A 23,892-nucleotide genomic window follows, 5' to 3' on the forward strand; every position below is an offset into this window, starting at 1 on the left:
TGATAAATGTTATGGAACATGCAGTTATTGTAAACGGCGTCACCAAAAGTTATGGCAAAGTGGAAGCCCTGCGCGGCGTTTCCTTTACCATTCCGCAAGGTGAATTGTTCGGAATCATAGGGCCTGACGGAGCGGGGAAGACTTCTCTTTTCCGCATTCTCACCACTTTGCTGCTTTCTGATAGCGGGACTGCTTCTGTCTGTGGCTTGGATGTGGTGCGGGACTATAAGGAGATTCGTCGTCGTGTGGGTTACATGCCCGGACGTTTCTCCCTCTATCAGGACTTGACGGTAGAAGAGAACCTGAACTTCTTCGCTACCGTTTTCCACACCACCATTGAAGAAAACTACGACCTGGTGAAAGATATCTATCAGCAAATAGAGCCTTTCAGGAAACGTCGTGCTGGAGCATTATCTGGAGGTATGAAGCAGAAACTCGCCCTTAGTTGTGCGCTTATTCATAAGCCGGACGTTCTCTTTCTCGATGAGCCTACTACGGGTGTTGATCCTGTCTCCCGTAGGGAATTCTGGGAAATGCTTCGTCGTCTGAAAGCACAGGGCATTACCATCATTGCCTCTACACCCATCATCGACGAAGCGCGCCAGTGTGACCGCATTGCCTTCATCAATGAAGGACAGATACATGGAATAGATACTCCGGAACGTATTTTGGAGCAATTCTCAGATATCCTTTGTCCGGCGGGCTTGCAGCACGGCAAGGCGGAACAGAAAGAGGAATACGTCATCGAAGTGGACGGACTTACCAAGCGTTTCGGAAGTTTCACCGCCGTCGACCATATCTCTTTCTGCGTTCACAAGGGTGAAATCTTTGGTTTTCTGGGAGCCAACGGTGCCGGAAAGACCACTGCCATGCGTATGCTCACCGGACTGAGCCGTCCGACGGAAGGCATGGCACACGTGGCAGGTTTCGACGTAGCTATCCATACGGAGGAAGTGAAAAAAAATATAGGCTATATGAGCCAGAAGTTTTCTCTTTACGAGGACCTCAAAGTATGGGAGAACATCCGCCTCTTTGCGGGAATTTACGGCATGGCAGAAGATGATATAGCCCGGAAGACCGATGAACTTCTTACACGTATCGGCCTGAGTGCGGAGCGCGATACATTGGTAAAAAGTCTTCCTTTGGGCTGGAAACAGAAACTAGCTTTCTCCGTTTCCATCTTCCACGAGCCGAAAATCGTCTTTCTGGATGAGCCTACAGGTGGTGTGGACCCTGCTACCCGACGCCAATTCTGGGAACTTATTTACCAGGCAGCCGACCGTGGCATCACTGTCTTTGTCACCACCCATTTCATGGATGAGGCTGAATATTGCGACCGCATCTCCATCATGGTGGACGGTGTAATTCGTGCTCTTGATACGCCCGATAAATTAAAACGGCAATTCAATGCTGCCACTATGGATGATGTATTCCAAAAACTTGCACGGGAGGCTGTGCGGACGGCCGATTAAGACGGGCTTTTTACGCGAGACGCTCGCATAGGGTATGCGAGATGTTCGCAGAAAAATCATATAGAAAAACAGAATAGAGTTTGTAGAACAATGAAACAATTCATAGCTTTTGTCCGAAAGGAATTCTTCCATATCTTCCGCGACAGGCGTACGATGCTCATATTGCTGGGCATGCCTATTGTGCAGATTATCCTTTTCGGCTTTGCCATCACTACGGAAGTGAAGAACGTGCGTGTAGCCGTCCTCGACCCGTCCAACGATATGGTTACCCGCCGTATCATCGACCGTCTGGATGCCAGCGAATACTTTTCCGTCACCACCTACCTGCATTCTCCCGCAGAAGTGGAGGCTGCTTTCAAGCGGGGAGACGTAGACCTGGCACTTATCTTCAATGAGCAGTTTGCCAGTCGGGTTTATACAGGTGAAGCCCGTGTGCAGTTGGTGTCCGATGCTACCGACCCTAACACGGCGACTACGCAGGCTGGATATGCTGCTAATATCATAACTGCTGCCGGACGGGAAATGCTTCCTCCGGGTGTGCAGGCAACTTCCATTATTCCCGAAGTCAAGTTGCTCTATAATCCGCAGATGAAGAGTGCATATAACTTTGTACCAGGTGTGATGGGACTCATTCTGATGCTGATTTGTGCTATGATGACTTCCATTTCTATTGTCCGTGAGAAAGAAACGGGCACGATGGAAATTCTGTTGGTATCTCCTGTGAAACCGTTATTCATCATTCTAGCAAAAGCAGTACCTTATTTTGTATTGTCGTTTGTCAATCTTACGACTATCTTGTTGCTTTCGGTCTATGTGCTGGGTGTACCTGTGGCCGGTAGTCTGTTCTGGCTTATTACTGTGTCGTTGCTTTTCATTTTTGTTTCTCTGGCTTTGGGACTGCTGATTTCTTCGGTGATGCGGACGCAGGTTGCTGCCATGCTTGCATCCGGATTGATGTTGATGATGCCTACCATGCTACTTTCCGGCATGATATTTCCGATAGAGAGTATGCCTGTGATACTGCAAACCATTTCGGCCATATTACCTGCTCGTTGGTACATTCAGGCAGTGCGTAAACTGATGATTGAAGGAGTGGATATTTCGCTTGTTCTGACAGAAGTCGGCATTCTTGCTGCAATGGCAACAATACTGATTACTATCAGCTTCAAGAAGTTTAAGAACCGATTAGAATAGGAGGGTGGCTGTTATGATAAAGTTTCTGATAGAAAAAGAATTCAAGCAATTACTGCGCAACTCATTCCTGCCAAAGATGATTTTCATCTTTCCGTGCATGATTATGATACTGATGCCGTGGGCTGCGAATCTGGAAATAAAGAATATTAACCTGAATATTGTGGACAATGACCATAGTGTCCTTTCCCGCCGCCTTGTAGACAAGATAGGTGCATCCACTTATTTCCGTACGACGGCCCTTCCCGATACTTACAATGATGGTTTAGAAGGTGTTGAAGTTGGTACTGCCGACATCATCCTGGAAATTCCCCGCGATTTCGAAAAAGACTGGGTGCATGGCAAAAGTCCCCGTTTACTGATTGCCGCCAATGCTGTGAATGGGACTAAAGGCGGTTTGGGAAGTTCTTATCTTTCCTCTATCATCAGTGATTATACCCGTGAATTGCAGGTGGAATCTCCTACACATGGAATGCATTCCGGCAGGGCACTTCCTAAAATGGGTATAACGACTCAGAATTTGTTCAATCCCAATCTGAATTATAAACTATTCATGGTGCCGGCATTGATGGTTATGTTGCTGACGATGATTTGTGGTTTTCTTCCGGCTCTTAATGTGGTTGGTGAAAAAGAGGCTGGGACTATTGAGCAAATCAATGTAACCCCTGTCGGAAAATTCACATTTATTCTTGCAAAACTGATACCTTACTGGCTGATTGGATATATGGTACTTACTATCTGCTTTTTCCTTGCCTGGTTACTCTATGGTATTTTGCCTGCCGGGCATTTCTTGACTATCTATCTTTTCTCAATGGTCTTCTTATTGGTCGTTTCCGGCTTCGGACTGGTGATTTCCAATCATTCGGCTACTTTGCAGCAAGCCATGTTCGTCATGTGGTTCTTTATGCTGATTCTTATTTTGATGAGCGGCTTGTTTACGCCTATACATAGTATGCCGCAGTGGGCACAACTTATTGCCGCGCTCAATCCACTGAAATATTTTGTAGAAGTGATGCGTACTATATATCTGCGTGGCGGTGGCTTTACAGATCTCTTGCCACAGTTGGGGACTTTGCTTGTCTTTGCTGCTTTCTTTAATTTGTGGGCTGTGAAGAGTTATCGGAAAAGTAGTTAGAGTAAATAACAAAGAGGTCGGAAAATTTAATTTTCCGACCTCTTTAGTATTATTCAGTAACTTTGTTTTTCAGATAGTCCGAGGGTAGTAATACTCCGTTTGTACTGTGTCTTTCAATAGACCGGTAAACAGGTATGCGCATTCCTTCTTTTGGAGAACCAACAGCACGCGAGGAGGGCGCTGTACCCTTAATCACTTTTAATGCATAACTTAGCATATATTCGTTAGGATCACCCAAGGGAAGTAACTGATCACTTTTGAATTCGTCAAGCGGATAATTTGGATCGAGTCCTGCGCTATAATCGTTACTTGCTCCTTCTTTATTCGTGATACGCATCACAATCGGTTGAATGGCCCATTCATATTTCTTATCAGAATAATGAAGAGAACCTACGTTTTTACCTTCCGTGGTTTCACCGATAAGAATGATATTATCTTTTCCATAATAAGGTATCAATCCGTTTATTACTGCTTCAGATGCGGAAGCCGTTGATGAACTTGTCAATATGAACAGCCGATTCAACTTTAAATGTGTAGTTTCACCCTCATTGTTGAACCTGATATTAAAGGATTTACCTTTATTGTCTGTCTCTATTCCGAATATATCACTCTTATGACTCTCATTCACTAGTAAACTTGCAAGTATGGTTGCCGAGCTTACATATCCGCCACCATTATAACGCAAATCGAGTATGAATTCATCTATATTTTGTGAAGCAAACTCACCGAGAATCTCTTTCATTTCATTATCATAAGCTTTGTCGTTAAAGCCATCCGGACCTGTTGTAAAATGATTGTAAAGCAAATAACCTACTTTTTTGCCTCCTACATTCAGCGTTGTGTGGCAATATAACGGATTATCTTCTACTTTTCGGGAAGCAGATAATGCCACATTTTTTGTTTTGCTCTCATCCGAAAAATCTAACAGGATTGTTAACTCAATTGCCGGACCTTTGAGTAGTTGCGTGAAATTGTCCTGATTCAACTTGACACCATTAATGTGGCTTAGCCAATCTCCCCGTTTAAGTCCGGCTTCTTCTGCCGGACTACCCGGTAAAACGTATAACACCCATGAACGGTAATATCCCAAAGGTTGCCCGTTCTTATCCACCATATTGAAAGTCACAAACTCCATACCATATGTATCATCTGAATCAATACTGGTACGTGTGCCTGGCACATAATCTTTGTTCTTTTCAATATAAGAATAGTAGTGATGCGTTCCATTGCGTGTTTTTCCATCTTTCAAACTAAGCAGAGAATGAAAGAAAGTTTCTGGTTCAGCATTGAAATCTAATTTATTTTCTTGGGGAATTTCACTATACCATAGATAATTCTCTCGCATAGTCTCTTCTATCCAATGATTTATTGCCAGACCTTCTTTGGGAGGATCGGGTGTTTCTCCGGAATTATCATCAGAGCATGAAACGAGTATAATTGAACTGCACAGGAAATTCAGGCAAACGATAACTGTATAAAAAGATAGTTTTCTCATATGTAATAACTTTGTATTTAAATGAATACAAACGAACACAAAATAAACCATATAAACAAGTAAAATGATTAAATTAACCGGGGTAAGTGGATGATTTATTCTATTTGCTGGCAATATATGTAGCGAGGTTTTTTGTTTTCCCGTTTTTTATCCTACTTTTGCAGGCAAATTAAAAATATCTGATACCCCAATGAACACACAAACAACTTATCTTGCCTCTAAACCACATTATGAAATTCTTGATGGATTGCGTGGTGTAGCAGCTGTTATGGTCGTAGCCTTCCACCTTCTCGAAGCACATTCGGGTGGTAGCCATCTCACGCAAATTATTAATCACGGTTATCTTGCTGTAGACTTTTTCTTTATGCTTTCGGGCTTCGTAATCGGCTATGCTTATGATGATCGCTGGAATCGGATGAGCATCGGTACTTTCTTTAAACGCCGTGTCATCCGTCTGCATCCTATGGTGATTATGGGTAGCATTATCGGTGCTGCTTTCTTTTTCTTTCAGAAGTCCCCTTGTTTCCCTGGGATGGATAATGTTTCAGTGGGAACTGTGCTGATAATAATGCTTTATGGTTGTACGCTGCTTCCGCTTCCTTTGAAGTGGGATATCCGCGGATGGACGGAAATGCATCCGCTGAATGGTCCGGCATGGTCACTTTATTACGAATATATTGGTAATATACTGTATGCTTTGTTTGTACGTAAGTTCAATAAGGTTGCACTGTCTGTCCTTGTTTTCTTGGCGGCTTGCGCTACGTTGCATCTTTGTCTTACGGCTCCGAAAGGTGACATTGTTGGCGGTTGGGCATTGAATTGGGAACAGCAGTATGTGGGCTTTGTCCGTTTGCTCTATCCGTTCTTTGCCGGGTTGCTGTTGTCTCGCTTGGGCTGGTTGATACGGGTGAAGAAGCGTGCATTCTGGTGGTGCAGCCTGATGATTGTGGTGGTGCTTTCTGTTCCCCGCATCGGTGGTGAAGACCATTTCTGGATGAACGGACTTTATGAAGCTCTCTGCATTATTTTCATCTTTCCGGTTATTGTATCTATGGGAGCGGGCGGAAAGGTGACGGGTAAACGTTCCGTAGGAATTTGTAAGTTTCTGGGTGATATTTCATATCCTGTATATATCACTCATTATCCATTGATATATACTTATACGGCATGGGCGTGCAACAACAATGCTACTATAGCCGAAGGTCTTCCTTATATGATACTGACCTTTGTTGGTGCCTTTGTTCTTGCTTATGCTTGTTTGAAACTCTACGATGAGCCTGTACGTAAGTGGCTGACGAATCGTTTTTTGAAAGGTAGTCGCAAAGTGAAATAAAATTATTCTCCTGACAATATAAAGAAACGGGCAACTTCTTTTTATGGAAGTTGCCCGTTCTCATTTTAAATAATTCATCTGTTGGTTTTAATGGAAAAGCTTATTTCACTTCAATAGATTTCTTGTTCTTTTGTTTTTCTTCGGCTGAGAACTTCGGCAGATTGATGTTCAGCACACCGTTTTCTACTTGTGCTGCAATCTTTTCCTTGTCCACGTTGTCCGGCAATATCATGGTCTGTTGGAACTTAGAGTATGAGAATTCGCGGCGTAGATAGCGACCGTCTTTCTTTTCCTCCTTGTTTTCAGTTTTCTTTTCCATGCTGATAACCAAATTGTTGTCTTCGTCAATATGAACGTTGAAATCATCTTTGGTCATTCCCGGAGCAGCCAACTCTACTTTGTATTCCTTTTCCGTTTCCATCACATTGATAGCCGGAGCGGTTGCATTGGCTTTTTCCATCCATTCGTTATCAAAGAAATCATTAAAGATACTTGGTAACCAATTTTGAGTTCTTCTAACAGGCATCATAATTTTAGTCTCCTATCCTTTAAGTTAAACATTCAGTTAGTTCTGAACTTCCGGTTCGTGTTTACCTTTCGGTTGCTGTTTTCAGCTGCTTCCGTGCGGTTTCTGAACCGTTATTCATAAACGTTATCGCAAAACGCGTGCCAATTGCTTTTGGTTTCGTTGATTAACAAAATGTCACTAAAGTTCTGACAAAATTACTTGGTTTATGCCGTTTTGTACGTTTTTTATATAAAATTGCTTTATGGGGCTACTAATTTGAAACGCATTCTCCATCGCTTGGCTTCTTCGTTCCAGTCGTGACTGATGACTTTGAAGGTTCCTATCTCGGAGGTATTCTTTACGTGTGTTCCCAGGCAAAGGCATTCATCATAATTGCCTACTTTCACTACACGCACCGTTTCTGAGGCGTCATCTGGCAGTCGTTTCAGGTCGAAACGTCCCTGGGCTTCTTCCTGAGTGATGAACTCTGTGCTTACATCCAAGCCTTGTGCTATCACCGCATTTACAGTTTCTTCCAGTCGTTTTACATCCTCTTCCGTAGGAGCGGACTCCAATGCATAATCCAACTTGCTTTTCTTTTTTTCTATATGTGCCGATACTGATCGTCCGCAACCAAAGAGGTTTATCATGGTCCGGTTGATAATATGCTCGCAGGTGTGCATAGGTGCGATTGACACATCCTGAAACTTGGGACTTGGTTTATTTATTTCTATATTTGTTTCCATATTAATTGATATTGATGTAATTAACAGCGCAAAGATAATGAATAATATGGATAAGAAGGTACTAATCTATTGTCGTGTTAGTACGCAACAACAGACAACTGATAGACAAAAAGAGGAATTGTTGAAGTTTGCAGCAGAAAACCATTGGAACGTTGAAGAAGAGGATATTTTCATAGATGTTATTAGTGGTTTTAAAAAGGGAGAGTTCCGTCCTGAATATGTGAAGATGCTTGAAAGAGTCGAATATGGGGATATTGATATAATTTTATTCTCTGAATTTTCTCGTCTTGCAAGAAATGCTACGGAGTTATTAGAACAAATCAAATTGTTTATAGATAAAGGTATTAACTTGTATTTTGATAAACAAAAATTGTGGGTAAGAGATAGTAATAAAGATGTAGGTAGTATTATTTTATTGCATGTGCTTGCTGTTATGTCAAGCTATGAGATAGAATTGTTTGTTGAACGTTCATTAAGTGGCAAGATAACAAAAGTTCAAGCAGGTCATGGAGGTGGGGATGAACGTGCGTATGGTTATATGCACAATGAAAATAAACAGATTGTTATAAATCCTATCGAAAGTAAAATTGTTGCCCGTATTTTTGAAATGTATGTTGGTGGATATTCTTCAATTCAAATATCAGAGATATTGAATGCTGAGAAAGTACCTGCTCCATACGTAAGGAAATTGAATGAGTACAAGAAGAATAGAGAAGCAAAAGGATTGGAGGTGAAAGAGTACAAATTTGATACAGATAATTTAAAATGGCGTATTTCTACAATAAACAGACTTATGCACAATGAGTTATATAAAGGAAATCGTAGAATAACATTTTATAAACCAGACCCTACCAATCCACTTCCGTTATCCGAAAGGCAAGATAGAGAGATTGTTTATGAATATTCGGAACATGTGGAAAGTCTGCGAATTGTATCAGACGAGTTGTTTCAGCAAGCCCAAGATAAACTTTCCAAAGCGCATTATAATAAGAATAATGCAGTCAGGCATGAGAATTTATTGAAACATTTAATGGTATGTGGCGAATGCGGTGCTAATTTTTCTGTAGGGAAATCAAATGAAACATCTAAAAATTATATCAGTGGTGGACGTACTTACAAATGTTATGGTAGAGTGAATCGTAAAGATAAACCACGAACATGCACGAATGGGGCAGAACTTCGACAATGGAAATTGGATGGACTTGTTTTACAGTTGTCAATTCAAATGTTTGCTGAGATTAATATTCAGCAGACCAATATTTTAAAGATAGAAAATTTAGGGAAAGAAATCGAAGAGTTGGTTCAAATAAAATCATCAAAGAATACAGAATTGGTTGAAGCGGAGAATCTTTATAAAAAGACACTTAAACGTCTTATTGCGATTGAAGACGATGAGGTTGCAAAGAATTTGATTTCAGATGCAAAACATAAATATGATGAAACTAAAAACGTGTTGAACAAAACTATGGATAAATTGTCACGAGAAATCACAACAAAGAGAATTACTATTGATAATTTGAAGCGTTTGAATGCCAATCCTTTGTTGATTAATAAAATGGATGAGATTAGGAAAAATAGGGATTTGGTAAAGACTATGGTTGATGAATATATTGATAAAATTACTATATTTCGTTTACATGAACTTTGGTTATTGGTCGTAGTATCTTATAAAGGAGGTGAGGAGATGTGGGGAACAATTAAATGCGCTCGTTATAAAAAGGAGGAGATGTTTTATGATGAATTGCATTGTCATTATGGTGTTGAATTTCAGGGGTGGTTACTTAATAATACGGAACATTGTTTTTCGTATGATAAAAGTACACGTATTATTACTTATCATGGTGGAAGTAAAATATATGTGGAGTTTAAATCAGGTGAGTATGATTATGATACATTTAATCAAATGATACAAGCAACAGGATGGATGGGATGTTTCCCTTTTTATGCTTATGAAGATAGTGGTAAAGATTTAAGCGTACCTTCTAATGAAGATTTTGGAAAATCTTTACAAGAAAACAGAACTGATTGGAAAGTACACAATGACAAGGTCTTGGAACGTTTATTATCCAAGTCATAAATAATAATATTCCTACCACCGTAACCCCTCACTCAGGGGGAGGATTTTGTAGTCCCCCCCCTTATAGTTTGTAACGGGTGGATTTCTATAGTGGAATCCTATCCTGCTATTGCCGAAATAGGGTTATACAGATATAAGCCAACAGTATTTTTAGTTGATTGATTATTTTTTATATTGGTTGGAATGTTGTTTCCTTTACACCATTCATATAATTTACTTTTTCCTACTTTTAAATTCAGTTCTTTAAAAGTTGATAGATTTTCTTTTAGGGATTTGGAACAATCATAATATAAGCCAATTAATTCATTATTGATTTTCCCTTTTACCATATTTCGTACAGTCTTAGCTGAAAGATTGTATTTAATGCAATATTGAGGGTTTATTATCCATTTTCTTTTTTCTGTCTGCTGTTGTTTAATCATTGCTGAGTATTTGTCAATGTTTTCATTGTATACATTTTCTGCGATATCATATAATTCTTGTTTGCTTATTGGGTCCTTGCTGTTGTTGATGTAGTAGTATAGTTCGTTGGCTAAACAGTGCAGTAAATGTTCAAATTCAATTTGTGGGTACATATATTTGCGTACTATAGCATTTAAAAAGAGTTTTTTTCTACGCCCGTTCCCGTCTTTAATTTTACATACTCTGTTGGAGTAAACACAATTACCATTATCAAGTTTTGTTTTTTCCTTGAACCAATATCTTTTGATACAGCAATAGTTTTCAGGTATTGTAATATATGGAATATCTTCATTGGCTTCTTCCAAATTATTTTCAAAGAATGGATATTTTTCTCTGTATTTTTCTATTAAGTCTTTATGGGAAAGGTTCCAAAAATTGGTAATATATTCATGGTCCTTTATTTCAACAACAACTTTATCTCTCTTTTCCATTTGTAACTGTATATTGTATGGTGTTGGCTTTTCTTTTATACTGTTAGAAATGGAAATGTCATCATAACTATAAATGATAAGATTGTTTATAAGTTTACAATTTGCGTAGCTCCCTAAATAAAATTGGTAGATTGCTCTATTATGATTATCTAATTCTATATTTGTTATAATATTATCATATAGTATCTGATATTGATTTTGATTTAGTGGTGTATTGAAAATGTATAGAAGTCTATATCTGTTTCCTTTAGTAATATGTGAAAATGTGGTATACGCAATGCTTGGCTGATATTTCAATGTTACTAATAATTCATTGAATGATAATAATGTATTATCAATATCAAATACTATTATGTTAGTATGTAAAGCCCTTTCTTTCTTCTTATAACCAAAGAGGGATTTTATTTCCTTGTCGATATATGTGCAAGAGAATATATATCCTTGTTTTATAAATTGCTCCAATTCAGAAATAGTAATTTCCTTTTCTTCAAAGGATATTTTGTTGTAGTCTTTACTGGTAGGTTTTTCTGTGTAACCATTGACGGAAATCATCAGTTTAAAAGAGAATTTTTCATTTTTGTACATGTTAAGGTTGATATTATTGTGTGACTTGTACGTGTCACTTATTTAGGATGTTAAGGTTTGATAGTTGAACAAAGGAAGCAATGTAACCTTAACAAACCATTACTTCCAAGTATGCCTACTTTCAACTATATAATATAAGTATATTTTGTTTATGCAAATATACGACTTTCTAATATCTATTACCACCTTTTAATAAGAAATTTTGCCTGAAAAGCCCTCAAAAAGTACAAGTATGGTATAAAGTGTCTTATTATTATCTGATTTTTGCGAGGTACTATCAATTTATTGTAATACAATGTATTATATGAAATATAAGTGACTGGATATATATCCGAATGTTAGGTAGCACACTGTTTGCTATTTATTTTTTGCCCCTATTCCCCGATTTTGACAAAAGGGTTCCTTTTCGAATGATGCACTTTGAGTTTTGAAAAGTTTTTTCGTTGGATAATCCGTAATTTCGTAAAGAACCGTAGGAAATCCCAAGTATATCAGGCGAAAAATATTCAAAAACATTGGCTATGCTTCCGAAATAGTGGTGGGTGTCGTTCTCTTTTATATAAAGATGAATTACTGTCCGTTCTTTCTTCTCTTTTTCTTCCATAATGCAATAGTTTTTTTGCAAAAATAGTAATTGTGTGACATAAAATGAATAAATGTCATATTTTTAACTATTTTTAGTGCAAATAAATTGCATGTATTAAATATATGTCATATCTTTGCGTTGTGATTAAAACGAAGACGATATGAAACGGTATAATAAAAGACAAGTGATGAAAGATGCTCATAGACTTTACAATAACGATTTTCAACGCAGGGGACGTTCTTGGTCGGAGTGTCTTAGAGCAGCTTGGAGTTGGGAACGGGATGCAGTCAAAGTTTTCGAAGAAAAAGCAGCAAGGCTTGATGCAATGATAGCCGCAAGTTGGAAAGCGCACAACGAAAGGAAAGAAGCCAAGACAAATGAGAATTGGTATAAAGGAATTGATTCAGAAACTCTTTCTTATGCAATGGGATATGGAAGAGGTAACAATTTCTATTGTGGTGACTAATTAAAAGAGTTTTTTAATATTCACTAATATAACTTTTGAATATAAGTTGATTGTCAATGCTTTAATAATAAATGGGTTCGTGTTAGATTCAAAAACAATAGATTTCAATTAAAAAAGAATATTATGAGCTTAAAAAATAGTTATGTTACTTCTGACTATATGGAATGGGATTCAATGTTATCGCTAGTTCACAAACTATATAGGGATAAGGAATATCGTTTGTCATTGTTAATAGGCTGTGGTAGCTTCTTTGGGTTACGTATATCAGACATTCTCGCTCTTACATGGTCTATGTTATTAGATGATGAAAAGTTTGTTATCATTGAAAAGAAGACAGGTAAGAGACGGGAAATAAAAGTCAATTCCAATTTCCAAAAGCATATTGCAGACTGTTTCAAGGCTTTGGATATAGTAGATAAAGATGAAAAATGTTTTGTTAGTCGAAAAAAAACAGTGTATAGTACGCAACGAATTAATGTGTTATTTAAATCAATAAAAATTAAATATGGATTGAAGATAGAACATTTTTCCACCCACTCGATGAGAAAAACATTTGGTAGGAAGGTTGTAGAGACCGCTGGGGAAAACTCGGAATTTGCTCTTATCAAACTATCGGAATTATTTAATCATGCCGATATTCAAACGACAAGGCGTTATTTAGGATTAAGAACAGAAGAGTTGTTAGAAACGTATGATATGCTCAGTTTTTAAATCTGTATTTTTTAAAATCCAAATCCGATATTAAGATAAAATCCCAGTTTGTTAGTCTTATTGGAGTAACATATAAATCCCTCTATAGGTCCCAATGGACTATCGTAGCCATATCCAATACTTGTCCCATATATTTTTTTGCCTTGAAGGAAATTGGAAAACTGATTTTGATGGATGGCATAATTTCCTGATAAGGTAAGGTATTGCTTTTCGTGAAATTTATGTCTTACTTGGATTTGTGCATTTCCCAATAATTTCAGGGTGGATTCTGTATGAGTCAGCCCTGAAAAAGGTATTTGTTGCTCGTAATGTGGATTATATCCTTCTCCACCGATAACATTGCTGTACATAAACGGAATACCATCATTGAAAATAAATCTTCCGTATATTGTCGGTATAATAAATGTATTTAGTGTGATTGGAAATATCTTGGTGACTTGGGCAGCAAGTGATGAGTATGCAGTGTTAGTATGCAAATTGGTATATATTGTATAAGAAATATTAGTTTTCAAACCTTTAGTAGGAAAATATCTTTTGTCTAAAGTTTCATATTTCAATTTTGTATGATAATTAAGAAATAAATTCTTTCGTTTCATTAGTGTTGCATCTTCACTTACCAATGTTCTATAATACCGATGGTAATCTAATGAAGCTCCAACTTCCATTTGAAGATTTCTTGAAGGTATAATAGAGTAAATCAGACTGCTAGTATTCCGTATAAAGGTTGGATTAGATATTTTGTGTCCATGACTGTATAAAAATATATCATTGTAACCAATTTGATTTGAAAGTGTTATCCATTGTGGTTTTGATATAGGAAGATGATATTGGGTTCTGAGAAAAGATTGTTTTCCTCCTCTTGCCACTATTTCGGCTTTCCCGATTTTCTGTTTATTCAAATTGATATTAAGAATCACTGCTGCAATATCCTCGCTATCGAATCTTAGTCCAATTCTTAGTTGATTATCATTGCTTGGAGCATATTGCGGATAAAACAAGGGGAATTTGGTTTTATTGTTTTTTTTATTATTTACTATGCCTACCCTATTCTTGATTGATAATAATGTGTTGTAATTGGCTTTTGCGGCATTTTCTCCTCTTATAATGAGAGTGTCTATTGCGGCTTTTGTAAAACTTGCAGCATTATAGTTTTCTACATCAACTTTTATATAAGCATCTATATCCTTAGTACTTTCATCAAGCGATGATTGACAAATCATTAACATAAGCTGATTGGCTATCCCTGCAATGGAATGCAAGTTATCCGCATCTGATAATTCAGATTGTACATCAATGCCAATAATAATATCCGCTCCCATAGCTTTGACAACATCAATTGGTAGATTGTCTTTAAATCCTCCGTCAATTAAAACTTTTTGTCCTGAATATATCGGTGAAAAAACAACGGGAACAGCCATACTTGCACGCATTGCCTCTGAAAGTTTGCCAAAGCGGATGACCTCTTTTTGATTTCTTACCATATCTGTGGCAATACATGCAAAAGGAATTGGAAGGCTATCGAAATTAGTTACATTTTGATAGCCTTCTGTAAGTTGATGTAATAACTGTGATATGTTCTTCCCTTTTATTATACCTCCATTCTTTCCACTATTGTTGATAGGAAATGATATAAGGTATTTACTGTCATCGGATTTAAACGGAAAAGGAATTTCTTTGCGTGAAACTTTATCGGTAAGTAGGTCTATCCAGTCTGTTTGTTTCACTATTGTTTCTAATTGTTCGGATGTATAACCTATAGAATATAATCCGCCAATAATAGCTCCGATGCTTGTTCCTGCAATATAATCAATAGGTATATTTAATTCTTCAAGAGCCTTTATTACTCCAATATGCGCAACCCCTTTAGCACCACCACCACTTAAAACGATACCTACCTTTTTTCGTGGTGATGTGTAGACTAAAGAGAATGGTAATATTAATAAAATAAGTGCAAGTGCAATTTTATTCATAGGAATAATGAAGCCGCATTTAATAGTTATACTTGTGTGTAACTACTCAATTTAAAGTTGTTTATTCTATTGATTAAATATTTATGGATGTTGGAAAGGTAACACTACCGTTCAAAACAATACTCTTTGAACCCGATTTGCATTTATAATCCTTAAATACAAGTGTAACTCTGAAATTTTCCAAATCCCATTTTTCAATTGTAACAGTACCAGAAACATACTCTTTTTCAGAGGAATACCATTCTTCAAGTTTTACTAAAGCAATTGACATTTTGCAACCCTTGGTTACATCTTTCCCCGTTGTTAGCTCTTCACGATAGTCGATGTTACCTTGAATATAAAAATCGGATGTTGCATCATTTACCCAAAATTCAAACATACTATTCGCTATTGCTTTACCTTCGAGATTTGTAATCTTGACAGCACTTCCATTTACTGTTAGTGTTGATGTGAATTCTGTTTTTTCATTATCATCATCGCTTGAACAGCTTGTTACGAAAATTGCCATTAATAAAATGGTCAATAAAAAAATGGTTTTCTTTTTCATTTTTCTTTTTTTTAGTTAAACACTTCTTGTATAATTGAGACTGCAAAGATAATACACGTACATGTACGCTCAAAATATTTCTGCAATAATCTTTCCTTTACAAATTTAAATAATTAGCATATATGACTAATATAGAAGAATTTGTAATACAAAAGGTAAAGGCAATGAGGATGGAAAGAAAGTGGTCACAAGTAGAATTGGCAGATTACATGAATCTTTCCCCTAGTTTTATTGCAGATATTGAAAACCCCAAACGAAGGGCAAAATACAATCTCAATCATTTGAATGTATTGGCTAAAGTGTTTAGTTGTTCTCCGAAAGACTTTTTACCCAATGCTCCATTGAATGACGAGTAATAAATGCTAGTACAATCTTATGTTTATATTCACAAATCTTGATAGTGAATTTTGTTGGATTACATTTGATATCTGATATGATTTAGGGTATATTTCTTTGAGAAGCAAAAAATCTCTTCAGAAAAGAAAATTATTGATTGGGAATGATTAGTTTTGCATATTGTTTTTGATTATAAAAAAATATGCATATGATTGATTTTAGAAAGAAAATAGCAGTCGGTACTGCAATTGTCAAAACTAACCCTATTGAAATATATGATACTCTTGACCGTGCAAGTGATAAGAATGCATTGCGGCCAGCGCAATTAGCTGTATTAGAAGACTGGTGGAATAATTATAAAGATAAAAAAGATGTTATATTAAAATTACATACAGGACAAGGAAAAACATTGCTTGGGTTGCTTATTTTGCAGTCTAAGTTAAACTTAAACCAAGGACCAGTTCTTTACTTATGTCCAACGTATAATTTGGTAACACAAACATGTGAACAAGCTACACAATTTGGTATCAAATATTGTACTATTGGAGCAGATAAAAATATTCCAATGGATTTTTATGATTCAAAATCTATTTTAATAACTTCAGTGCACAAATTATTTAATGGATTAACAAAATTTGGCTTACGTAATCGCTCTGAATCGGTAGGTAGTATTGTTCTAGATGATTCTCATGCATGTATTGATGCTATTCAAAAGGCTTTTACGATTATTATAAAAAAAGATGAAGATGGTTATGAAAAAGTTCTTTCTATTTTTGAAAACGAGCTAGAGAAACAAGGATTAGGGACTTTGGAAGATATTAGGTTAGGAAATCATGATTCTTTTTTGTTGGTTCCCTATTGGGCTTGGCAAGAGAAAGTAGGTGAGATGGTTAGGCTTTTAGCTGGTTTACAAGAGAATTTGAATGTGAAATTTGCTTGGAATCTTATCAAAGATATAATAAAAGATTGCCAATGTTACATTTCAGGAAGCCATATCGAAATATCTCCTTATTGTAATCCAATAGAACAATTTGGAACATTTTCAAGAGCTGCTCATCGGGTATTAATGTCTGCTACTACTAATGATGATTCCTTTTTTATTAAAGGATTAGGACTTGATAAAGATGCGATAAAAGCTCCACTGCAATACCATAAGGAAGCATGGTCTGGTGAAAAAATGATATTAATTCCTTCGATGTTTGATGAATCCTTAACTCGTTCTAGAATAATAGAAGAGTTTGCACGACCTTTGAAAAATAGAAAGTATGGTGTCATATCTTTAGTTCCAAGTTTTGCACATTCAGAATCTTGGAAAGCTCATAATGCGAGAATATCTACAGCGCTGACTATAGATGAAGATATAAGTGTTTTGAAAAGTGGAAATTATGACTTTACAAATGTATTAGTTAATAGATATGATGGGATTGATTTAGCTGATAATAATTGTCGTATTTTGATTATTGATTCAAAGCCATATGCAGAAAGTCTTTCTGACAGATATCAAGAGATGACACGTGTTGATAGTGAAGCTATTCTTATTAAAATTGCACAAAAAATAGAACAAGGATTGGGAAGAGGAGTAAGAGGAGAAAGGGATTATTGTGTCATTATCCTTACTGGTGCAGAGCTAATTAACATTATTCAAAACAAGCGAACTAGGAGTTTCTTTTCATCCCAAACCCAAACTCAGATTCAAATAGGATTGGATATAACAAAGTACTCTAAAGAAGATGCTTCATTAGATGATAAAATGAAACTGTTGAACAGCTTAATAATGCAATGTATAAATAGAGATGAAGGTTGGAAATATTTTTATATAAGTAGAATGAATGATGCACCAGTTGTATCTAAAGAAGAAAGAGTTTTGAATATACTACAATTAGAGAAGGAAGCTGAGTTACAGTATAAGTATGGAGAGTGTCAAAAGGCTGTTGATATAATTCAAAGACTTATAGACACATATATTAACGATAATAGCGAAAAAGGATGGTATATGCAAGAAATGGCACGCTATTTATATTCAAAAAACAAAGTAGATTCAAACAAGAAGCAGATTATTGCTCACAAGTTGAATAATTATTTGTTGAAGCCGCGTGAGGGGATGGATTTAGTTAACATTAGCTTTGTGAATCAGAATCGAATAAATAATATTATTTCTTGGGTAAGGCAGTTTGATAATCATGATTTATTGATGATACAATTAGAGGAGACTCTCGGAAATCTCCAATTTGGAATTAAAGCGGACACTTTTGAAAGGTCTTTGAATGAATTAGGGCACATTCTTGGTTTTATAGTAGAGAGACCTGATAAACAACGTGGTGAGGGACCTGATAACTTATGGTGTGTGAGGGATAATGATTATATACTTTTTGAATGTAAAAATGAAGTTAAAGAACAAAGGGGGGAAATTAATAAAACTGAGATGGGGCAAATAAATAATTCTTGCTTATGGTTTGAAAGAGTATATCATGCAGAATATATTCCTATATTAATTGCCCCCACAAATAAAGTGACTTCGGCAGGCGGATTTCATAAAGCCCAATTAGCTATTATGAAAAAGAAGCAATTGCATAGTCTGATAGATAATACAAGACTGTTTTTTAAAGGGATACGAGAATTAGACATTAACGGTTTATCTCATGTGGAAATTCAAAAGTTATTAGATGCGAATCATTTATCTATTGATGATTTAAAAAGCACTTACGCGGAAAAGCCTATTCAAAAATAGAAAACTATTTTTTTAGGTTATTAGCCATCAAAGTAATGAATGTGATTTGTATATCAATATTCACAAAGAATAGAAATGAATATTAAGAATGTATGCAGATTGCTGATTATTAGTTGTTTATAGGGGCTCTGTGTGAAAACGTAATTTGCAGGCATTCACTTTTATAGTATATTGTATATTTGTGAATATTAACTTCCTAATAGGTGTTGATAATACTGACCTTATTTCCTTTATTGGCTTATATTTTCTAAGCGAGTTGCGTAAAACAAGTGCGTAAAAGAGTGCGTAAATTGATTTGCGTAAGATAAGTGCGCAATTATGATTTTTTAGTATATGATTTAATGCTCTGTATTATAGTTGATTAATTAAGGATGTGTTCATTTCGACTATATGCATAGGCGGGTATTCCTGCTTGTTGTGGTCGTTGAGTTGAATTTGTTGTTCCATAAGTTATTTCAATAGCTAATTTGTGGCGAATTCGCCATAATTAAAATTCGGATAATAGAGTTTTTCTTATATTCTATAATATTTATTTTCGCCAAAGATACGAAATTAGTCTCTTAAATATATTATTTTTCTTAGAAGGAGATGTATCGGTACAATTTTTGCCTAGTTGGGTCTTATATTGTGAATCAGGATTTTCTATCCATTGTTTGAAAAAGGTTAGAGTATATTCATACCAATTCTCCTTTGTTAAAGATGAATCATTCCAATACCATTGATTCCCTAATTCTTTTACTTCGTCTATGGCATTAGATAACAAATAGAAATCGTATAAGAAATCATTGTATTCATTATCTATACATTGTTGTTCAAGTTTTCTTAAGGTTGCAGATACTTTATTCTTATCAGGTGATTGTACCACTGATTTTACTAAGAATAGACTATATAGTATAATAACAGTATTTGCTTCAATTTCATTAAGATGCAGTTCTTTGAAAATTTTATCCGTTAATTCTGCAAATTCAAAAGGATTGCAATGGATATCCTCTCCGGCTAATATAAGAAGATTTTCTGTTTCATATCCGGTCATCAGCATCTCGAAAGCCCAATCCTTCCATTGAGCATTGATACTGAGATTTTGTTGCTTATAAAGCAATACTTCTGCAGTTGACGGGACTTTCTGTAATAACTCATTGAGAGTTGCATCAAGTTTCATTATATCAATAGGTGGGTATTCCTGCCTGTTGTGATTGTTGAGTTGAAGGTTTTGCTCCATATTGTCGAATCATGTATCATACAGCATCAAAGATAACAAAATCCTGCACATGTATGATGGAGTGTGCAGGATTTTTCAATTATAACGATGAATGTTTAATGCATAATGAAATTTCGGAAGAATCGCCAGCAAGCAATGTACATGATACCAATACCTGCAACCAGATAAGCCCAAATTACAATAAAGACAGATGCTTGCACCTGCGAGTAATCATCATAGCGGTATTTATTATCTCCGGTAATAGTATCAATGGGATCTTGAGTATCAAATATATAAGTGATAACTTTCGCATTTCCCACGATTTTAGCCAACGTACCTAAAAATCCGGTTGAAACATGAGAACTATTTGCGATTTTATTTAGTATAAGATATTGAGGAGCAAAGGAAGCTAAATAATAAACGGCTATTGCTCCTGCAAAAAGAATGGCAATCAAAAGATCACTCATCAAATAGCCAACCAATAATGTTGCAATACCTGCGGCTATCATGACAGAATAAGAACCGTCGAACAAACGTCTCTGACTATTGGTAAGAATATGTGCGTATTGCTGTAAATTATGCACTGCCTCAGGATTAGTAGGAGCTACCTCTATTGCTTGACGCAAATAATCGGCACACTTTTTATATTGCCTTTTCTTTAATAAAATCAGGTATGACGCACCACTCGGATGATTCTGAAATATAGTGAGTTCTTGTCGTAATTTCTCAAGTAATCCTGTTGCTTGCGCATTTTCTGCCGGAGTACTTTGAGGATTTTTCCCATTAGAACGTCTGACTGTTGAGAAGTACTCTGTGGTGTATACCTGGTCAAACTCATTTTTCTTGTTGATAATGAAAAGACTATAACCTGCCATAGCCATAATCAGAATTACTGCGCCTACGATACCAGTCCAACTGATGGGAGAGGACGCTTCATTATCAAATTCATTGATAGTAGGGCTTTCAGCACTTGTTTCCAGATTCTGTATATCTGACTTCCTGAGCAGAAGCTTATCAGGTAAACTGTTGGCTCCATTTGTGTTGAGTTCAATAGATTTATTATCAGGATTATAAGTCATTTGCATCTTAAATTCTCCCATTTCAGTATCAAGAACTTTTTGTAGTGAGGCATTATTTCCTTTCACTTCAACCTCTTCTATTGAATAGTAACTGCCATCGGAAAAGGCAAATGTTCCGTAGCACAAAGCCCCATCCATATCGAATCCATTTTCAATACTTTTCTGATACAAGTCGAGCTGAATGGTTCCATTCTTCTCTTCTTGTTCATATAGCCAAGTACCCTTAAAAGTATTTTGTTGTGCAGATGTCATGGTAATACCCATGAAACAAAGGAATAATAATATAGTTATCCGTTTCATATTACTTGTTTTTAGTTTTCTAGATTTCTGTTCCATTAATTTTTTGCTACTGTTAGATGTAGTTGTTAGAGAAGATTTCATCTGAGGGTGGGGATTTAGTATGAATCTCTGTGGAAACGGAGAAAAGAGTGTAACTTGGAAAGGAATGATTCCTTGTCCATACGTTTGTAGTTCTGCTGATTGATTTCATTACAGATATAAGTGTTATATGCCCGTCAATTCCCCAAAGCAAGCGGGTTCTAAAATAGAAGAACGTGGGAACTGTTACTATGATATCCATATTTCGAGGCTCTGGTAAAGCCCACCTACGATATAACAAGTAACAGTCCCACGCTCCATACGGATATATAACAAATATATATATATACGATGTGCGTGAGACCCGTTTACTTATTATTAACTCGTAGGTTTGAAATTTACCAGATTCCGAAATATGAGTAATAATAAAAACGTCCTCAAAAAAAGAAAGTGTCTCTTCTTTTCTATAGAAGTCAACACTGCACAAATATAAAGATTTAAATATTTGTACAAATCGCATAAAGAGTAAAATTACTCTTTATTAACGTTGATGTAAACAGGTATAGCTATTCGGCTAAATGAAATCTACTAATTTTCTCTCAGTTTCTTTAAATAATCCTCTTACTAAGGTCTGGGTGTTAGCTATTCTATTCTTTAAAGAATTCTACTTTACCTTTAAAGATATTGTGATTTAAATGCTATCTGAATAGGAATCTATCAGAATTTACTTATTTTTGCATAGAACTTCTTGTAGAAGCAACCTTTAACTAATCGAAAATCGAATGAAGAAAATAATCATATTCCTATATATATGTGGTGTATGTATGTGCCAGCTTCATGCTGCTACCAATAATGTTGTAGACTCCCTTTTATCACAACTGGACCAAGTAATCCAAAACCGTCCCGTATACATAGAACAAAAAGAAAAGAAACTGAATGACCTGAGAAAAGCCCTCAGACAACGTATTTCCGACGAGAACCGATTTACCTTGTTAGGTGAGTATCTGGATGAATACCGTTCTTATAACACAGACTCTTCTCTCTACATCTCACGCGAGAGATACCAGGTGGCACTGCGGATGAAGAACAAAGAACATCAAGACAACGCTCTTATGAATACCGCCGAGATTATGGGTACGGCAGGCATGTACAAAGAAGCCATTGACCTGATGCACAACGTACAAATCAATCAGTTGCCTGATGAACTCCACCCATACTATTATCATATCTACCGTACAGTCTACGGTCTGATGGCCGATTATGCCGTTACCGAACGGGAGAAAAAACTCTATGCTGAAATAACAGACAAATATCGTGATTCCTTGCTGTTGGTCAATAAGGACAACCTTCTGGTGTACACACTGATTCAGTCCGACCAGTACAATGTGCGGGGTGAGTTTGATGATGCCATTCAGTTATTGACAGATTATCTGGCAGGACAGATAGATAATGTACACGATGTGGCAATCTGTGCCTACACATTATCGGAATCATACCGCCTGAAAGAAGACACCGAAAAAGAGAAAGAGTATCTGATTCTTTCCTCCATCGCAGATATGAAGTCTGCGGTGCGCGAATATATTTCTCTGCGAAAGCTGGCTGTGTTGCTCTATCAGGAAGGAGATATAGACCGTGCCTATTCTTATTTGAAGCTCTGTATGGACGATGCCGTGTTCTGTAATGCCCGGTTGCGTATTCTGGAAATCTTGCAAATCTTCCCCTTTATCAACGACGCTTACCAACAGAAGACCGATAAGCAACAGGAACAAATGGAGTGGGCATTAGTCTCTATCAGCCTGTTGTCCATCTTTCTTCTGATAGCTATCTTCTATGTATATAAGCAAATGAAACGCGTGGCTGCTGCACGCCATGAAGTGGTGGATGCCAATAAGCGACTGAAAGAATTGAATGAAGAACTCCACCGCTACAATCTGCAACTGAAAGAAGCCAATCACATCATTGCCGAAAACTCTTATTTGAAAGAGGAATACATCGGACGATATATGGACCAGTGTTCCGTATATCTGGAGAAGATGGATAACTACCGCCGTTCATTGGGCAAGATAGCGGCAAGTGGTAAGGTGGACGAACTATATAAACACATCAAATCTTCCAAATTTATAGACGAAGAGCTGAAAGACTTTTATGCGAACTTCGACAACACCTTCTTGCAACTGTTCCCCACTTTTGTAGAAGACTTCAATGCTTTGCTTGCCGATGGCGAACAGATTTATCCGAAAGCCAACGAACGGATGAGTACGGAGTTACGCATTTTCGCCTTGATTCGTTTGGGTATTACCGACAGTGTGAAGATAGCTCAGTTCTTGCGCTATTCTGTGACCACCATATATAATTACCGTACAAAGGTTCGCAACAAAGCCGTCGGCGAGCGTGACTTACTGGAACAGGAAGTGATGAAGATAGGTAAATCTAAAGGCTGAAATACCGATTTCAGATCCTATTAGTGTCCTTTTTACTATTATATTCTTACTACTTTTTTGAGATAATACTACTATTC

At 36.7% G+C, this 23,892-nt stretch carries 19 protein-coding genes; 10 read left to right on the forward strand and 9 right to left on the reverse strand.

Features of this window, described 5'->3' with window-relative positions; genetic code table 11:
* Window positions 1-11: 11 nt before the first annotated feature.
* The 3 genes from HMPREF9447_RS00665 to HMPREF9447_RS00675 all read left to right on the forward strand — a co-directional run bounded on the left by HMPREF9447_RS00665 (window position 12) and on the right by HMPREF9447_RS00675 (window position 3,798).
* Entirely contained in the window at window positions 12-1,472 is a 1,461-nt protein-coding gene (locus HMPREF9447_RS00665) for an ATP-binding cassette domain-containing protein (protein WP_009127275.1), read from the forward strand.
* Between the two features lie 90 nt (window positions 1,473-1,562).
* Window positions 1,563-2,666, forward strand: a complete 1,104-nt coding sequence (locus HMPREF9447_RS00670) for an ABC transporter permease (RefSeq protein ID WP_009127276.1) — start codon at window positions 1,563-1,565, stop codon at window positions 2,664-2,666.
* A gap of 13 nt (window positions 2,667-2,679) precedes the next feature.
* A complete protein-coding gene (locus HMPREF9447_RS00675) occupies window positions 2,680-3,798 on the forward strand; it encodes an ABC transporter permease (protein ID WP_009127277.1) in 1,119 nt (372 codons plus the stop codon).
* A gap of 49 nt (window positions 3,799-3,847) precedes the next feature.
* Here the strand turns inward: HMPREF9447_RS00675 and HMPREF9447_RS00680 are convergent, their stop codons facing one another.
* Window positions 3,848-5,293: a S41 family peptidase gene (locus tag HMPREF9447_RS00680; protein ID WP_009127278.1), complete on the reverse strand. Its 1,446-nt coding sequence runs from the start codon at window positions 5,291-5,293 to the stop codon at window positions 3,848-3,850.
* 190 nt (window positions 5,294-5,483) lie between these two features.
* On the opposite strand from HMPREF9447_RS00680, the gene HMPREF9447_RS00685 reads away from it, so the two are divergent.
* Window positions 5,484-6,626, forward strand: a complete 1,143-nt coding sequence (locus HMPREF9447_RS00685) for an acyltransferase family protein (protein ID WP_009127279.1) — start codon at window positions 5,484-5,486, stop codon at window positions 6,624-6,626.
* A 100-nt stretch (window positions 6,627-6,726) separates the two neighbouring features.
* On the opposite strand, the gene HMPREF9447_RS00690 is transcribed toward HMPREF9447_RS00685, so the two are convergent.
* Together HMPREF9447_RS00690 and HMPREF9447_RS00695 are read right to left on the reverse strand one after the other, a co-directional pair.
* A complete protein-coding gene (locus tag HMPREF9447_RS00690; RefSeq protein WP_181983227.1) occupies window positions 6,727-7,155 on the reverse strand; it encodes an Hsp20/alpha crystallin family protein in 429 nt (142 codons plus the stop codon).
* 239 nt (window positions 7,156-7,394) lie between these two features.
* Window positions 7,395-7,880 (reverse strand): alanyl-tRNA editing protein, encoded by a 486-nt coding sequence (locus HMPREF9447_RS00695; protein WP_009127281.1) that lies wholly within the window; start codon window positions 7,878-7,880, stop codon window positions 7,395-7,397.
* Between the two features lie 46 nt (window positions 7,881-7,926).
* On the opposite strand from HMPREF9447_RS00695, the gene HMPREF9447_RS00700 reads away from it, so the two are divergent.
* The gene (locus HMPREF9447_RS00700; RefSeq protein WP_234131511.1) at window positions 7,927-9,957 is read left to right on the forward strand and encodes a recombinase family protein; all 2,031 of its coding nucleotides are present in this window, start codon (window positions 7,927-7,929) and stop codon (window positions 9,955-9,957) included.
* 98 nt (window positions 9,958-10,055) lie between these two features.
* Here HMPREF9447_RS00700 and HMPREF9447_RS00705 read toward each other — a convergent pair whose 3' ends face one another.
* Window positions 10,056-11,435, reverse strand: coding sequence for a hypothetical protein (locus tag HMPREF9447_RS00705; protein ID WP_009127283.1), 1,380 nt, complete (start codon window positions 11,433-11,435; stop codon window positions 10,056-10,058).
* 361 nt (window positions 11,436-11,796) lie between these two features.
* A complete protein-coding gene (locus HMPREF9447_RS00710) occupies window positions 11,797-12,039 on the reverse strand; it encodes a hypothetical protein (protein WP_009127284.1) in 243 nt (80 codons plus the stop codon).
* Between the two features lie 142 nt (window positions 12,040-12,181).
* Here HMPREF9447_RS00710 and HMPREF9447_RS00715 point away from each other — a divergent pair, with 142 nt between their 5' ends.
* Together HMPREF9447_RS00715 and HMPREF9447_RS00720 are read left to right on the forward strand one after the other, a co-directional pair.
* A complete protein-coding gene (locus tag HMPREF9447_RS00715; protein ID WP_009127285.1) occupies window positions 12,182-12,487 on the forward strand; it encodes a hypothetical protein in 306 nt (101 codons plus the stop codon).
* 123 nt (window positions 12,488-12,610) lie between these two features.
* Entirely contained in the window at window positions 12,611-13,198 is a 588-nt protein-coding gene (locus HMPREF9447_RS00720) for a tyrosine-type recombinase/integrase (RefSeq protein ID WP_004312697.1), read from the forward strand.
* Window positions 13,199-13,209: 11 nt separating this feature from the next.
* Here the strand turns inward: HMPREF9447_RS00720 and HMPREF9447_RS00725 are convergent, their stop codons facing one another.
* Both HMPREF9447_RS00725 and HMPREF9447_RS00730 read right to left on the reverse strand, forming a co-directional pair.
* Entirely contained in the window at window positions 13,210-15,168 is a 1,959-nt protein-coding gene (locus HMPREF9447_RS00725) for a patatin-like phospholipase family protein (protein WP_009127286.1), read from the reverse strand.
* A gap of 73 nt (window positions 15,169-15,241) precedes the next feature.
* Window positions 15,242-15,715, reverse strand: coding sequence for a hypothetical protein (locus tag HMPREF9447_RS00730; protein ID WP_009127287.1), 474 nt, complete (start codon window positions 15,713-15,715; stop codon window positions 15,242-15,244).
* Between the two features lie 122 nt (window positions 15,716-15,837).
* Between HMPREF9447_RS00730 and HMPREF9447_RS00735 the strand changes: the two genes are divergently transcribed.
* Together HMPREF9447_RS00735 and HMPREF9447_RS00740 are read left to right on the forward strand one after the other, a co-directional pair.
* Window positions 15,838-16,071 carry a helix-turn-helix domain-containing protein gene (locus HMPREF9447_RS00735; RefSeq protein ID WP_009127288.1) on the forward strand — a complete coding sequence of 78 codons (234 nt, stop codon included), beginning with the start codon at window positions 15,838-15,840 and terminating at the stop codon, window positions 16,069-16,071.
* A gap of 188 nt (window positions 16,072-16,259) precedes the next feature.
* Window positions 16,260-18,779 carry a DEAD/DEAH box helicase gene (locus HMPREF9447_RS00740; protein ID WP_009127289.1) on the forward strand — a complete coding sequence of 840 codons (2,520 nt, stop codon included), beginning with the start codon at window positions 16,260-16,262 and terminating at the stop codon, window positions 18,777-18,779.
* A 529-nt stretch (window positions 18,780-19,308) separates the two neighbouring features.
* Here HMPREF9447_RS00740 and HMPREF9447_RS00745 read toward each other — a convergent pair.
* Complete coding sequence (locus HMPREF9447_RS00745) at window positions 19,309-19,998, reverse strand: hypothetical protein (RefSeq protein ID WP_009127290.1); 690 nt, start codon at window positions 19,996-19,998, stop codon at window positions 19,309-19,311.
* Between the two features lie 95 nt (window positions 19,999-20,093).
* Entirely contained in the window at window positions 20,094-21,356 is a 1,263-nt protein-coding gene (locus HMPREF9447_RS00750) for a tetratricopeptide repeat protein (protein ID WP_009127291.1), read from the reverse strand.
* Window positions 21,357-22,156: 800 nt separating this feature from the next.
* Here HMPREF9447_RS00750 and HMPREF9447_RS00755 point away from each other — a divergent pair.
* The gene (locus HMPREF9447_RS00755) at window positions 22,157-23,815 is read left to right on the forward strand and encodes a DUF6377 domain-containing protein (protein ID WP_009127293.1); all 1,659 of its coding nucleotides are present in this window, start codon (window positions 22,157-22,159) and stop codon (window positions 23,813-23,815) included.
* Window positions 23,816-23,892: the final 77 nt, after the last annotated feature.

It is taken from the genome of Bacteroides oleiciplenus YIT 12058, from assembly GCF_000315485.1.
Classification (GTDB): domain Bacteria; phylum Bacteroidota; class Bacteroidia; order Bacteroidales; family Bacteroidaceae; genus Bacteroides; species Bacteroides oleiciplenus.

Excerpts from the sequence above, each read along its gene's own strand:
- HMPREF9447_RS00665 (WP_009127275.1), top strand. The coding sequence starts at position 12 with ATGGAACATGCAGTTATTGTAAACGGCGTCACCAAAAGTTATGGCAAA.
- HMPREF9447_RS00670 (WP_009127276.1), top strand. The coding sequence starts at position 1,563 with ATGAAACAATTCATAGCTTTTGTCCGAAAGGAATTCTTCCATATCTTC.
- HMPREF9447_RS00675 (WP_009127277.1), top strand. The coding sequence starts at position 2,680 with ATGATAAAGTTTCTGATAGAAAAAGAATTCAAGCAATTACTGCGCAAC.
- HMPREF9447_RS00680 (WP_009127278.1), bottom strand. The coding sequence starts at position 5,293 with ATGAGAAAACTATCTTTTTATACAGTTATCGTTTGCCTGAATTTCCTG.
- HMPREF9447_RS00685 (WP_009127279.1), top strand. The coding sequence starts at position 5,484 with ATGAACACACAAACAACTTATCTTGCCTCTAAACCACATTATGAAATT.
- HMPREF9447_RS00690 (WP_181983227.1), bottom strand. The coding sequence starts at position 7,155 with ATGATGCCTGTTAGAAGAACTCAAAATTGGTTACCAAGTATCTTTAAT.
- HMPREF9447_RS00695 (WP_009127281.1), bottom strand. The coding sequence starts at position 7,880 with ATGGAAACAAATATAGAAATAAATAAACCAAGTCCCAAGTTTCAGGAT.
- HMPREF9447_RS00700 (WP_234131511.1), top strand. The coding sequence starts at position 7,927 with ATGGATAAGAAGGTACTAATCTATTGTCGTGTTAGTACGCAACAACAG.
- HMPREF9447_RS00705 (WP_009127283.1), bottom strand. The coding sequence starts at position 11,435 with ATGTACAAAAATGAAAAATTCTCTTTTAAACTGATGATTTCCGTCAAT.
- HMPREF9447_RS00710 (WP_009127284.1), bottom strand. The coding sequence starts at position 12,039 with ATGGAAGAAAAAGAGAAGAAAGAACGGACAGTAATTCATCTTTATATA.
- HMPREF9447_RS00715 (WP_009127285.1), top strand. The coding sequence starts at position 12,182 with ATGAAACGGTATAATAAAAGACAAGTGATGAAAGATGCTCATAGACTT.
- HMPREF9447_RS00720 (WP_004312697.1), top strand. The coding sequence starts at position 12,611 with ATGAGCTTAAAAAATAGTTATGTTACTTCTGACTATATGGAATGGGAT.
- HMPREF9447_RS00725 (WP_009127286.1), bottom strand. The coding sequence starts at position 15,168 with ATGAATAAAATTGCACTTGCACTTATTTTATTAATATTACCATTCTCT.
- HMPREF9447_RS00730 (WP_009127287.1), bottom strand. The coding sequence starts at position 15,715 with ATGAAAAAGAAAACCATTTTTTTATTGACCATTTTATTAATGGCAATT.
- HMPREF9447_RS00735 (WP_009127288.1), top strand. The coding sequence starts at position 15,838 with ATGACTAATATAGAAGAATTTGTAATACAAAAGGTAAAGGCAATGAGG.
- HMPREF9447_RS00740 (WP_009127289.1), top strand. The coding sequence starts at position 16,260 with ATGATTGATTTTAGAAAGAAAATAGCAGTCGGTACTGCAATTGTCAAA.
- HMPREF9447_RS00745 (WP_009127290.1), bottom strand. The coding sequence starts at position 19,998 with ATGGAGCAAAACCTTCAACTCAACAATCACAACAGGCAGGAATACCCA.
- HMPREF9447_RS00750 (WP_009127291.1), bottom strand. The coding sequence starts at position 21,356 with ATGAAACGGATAACTATATTATTATTCCTTTGTTTCATGGGTATTACC.
- HMPREF9447_RS00755 (WP_009127293.1), top strand. The coding sequence starts at position 22,157 with ATGAAGAAAATAATCATATTCCTATATATATGTGGTGTATGTATGTGC.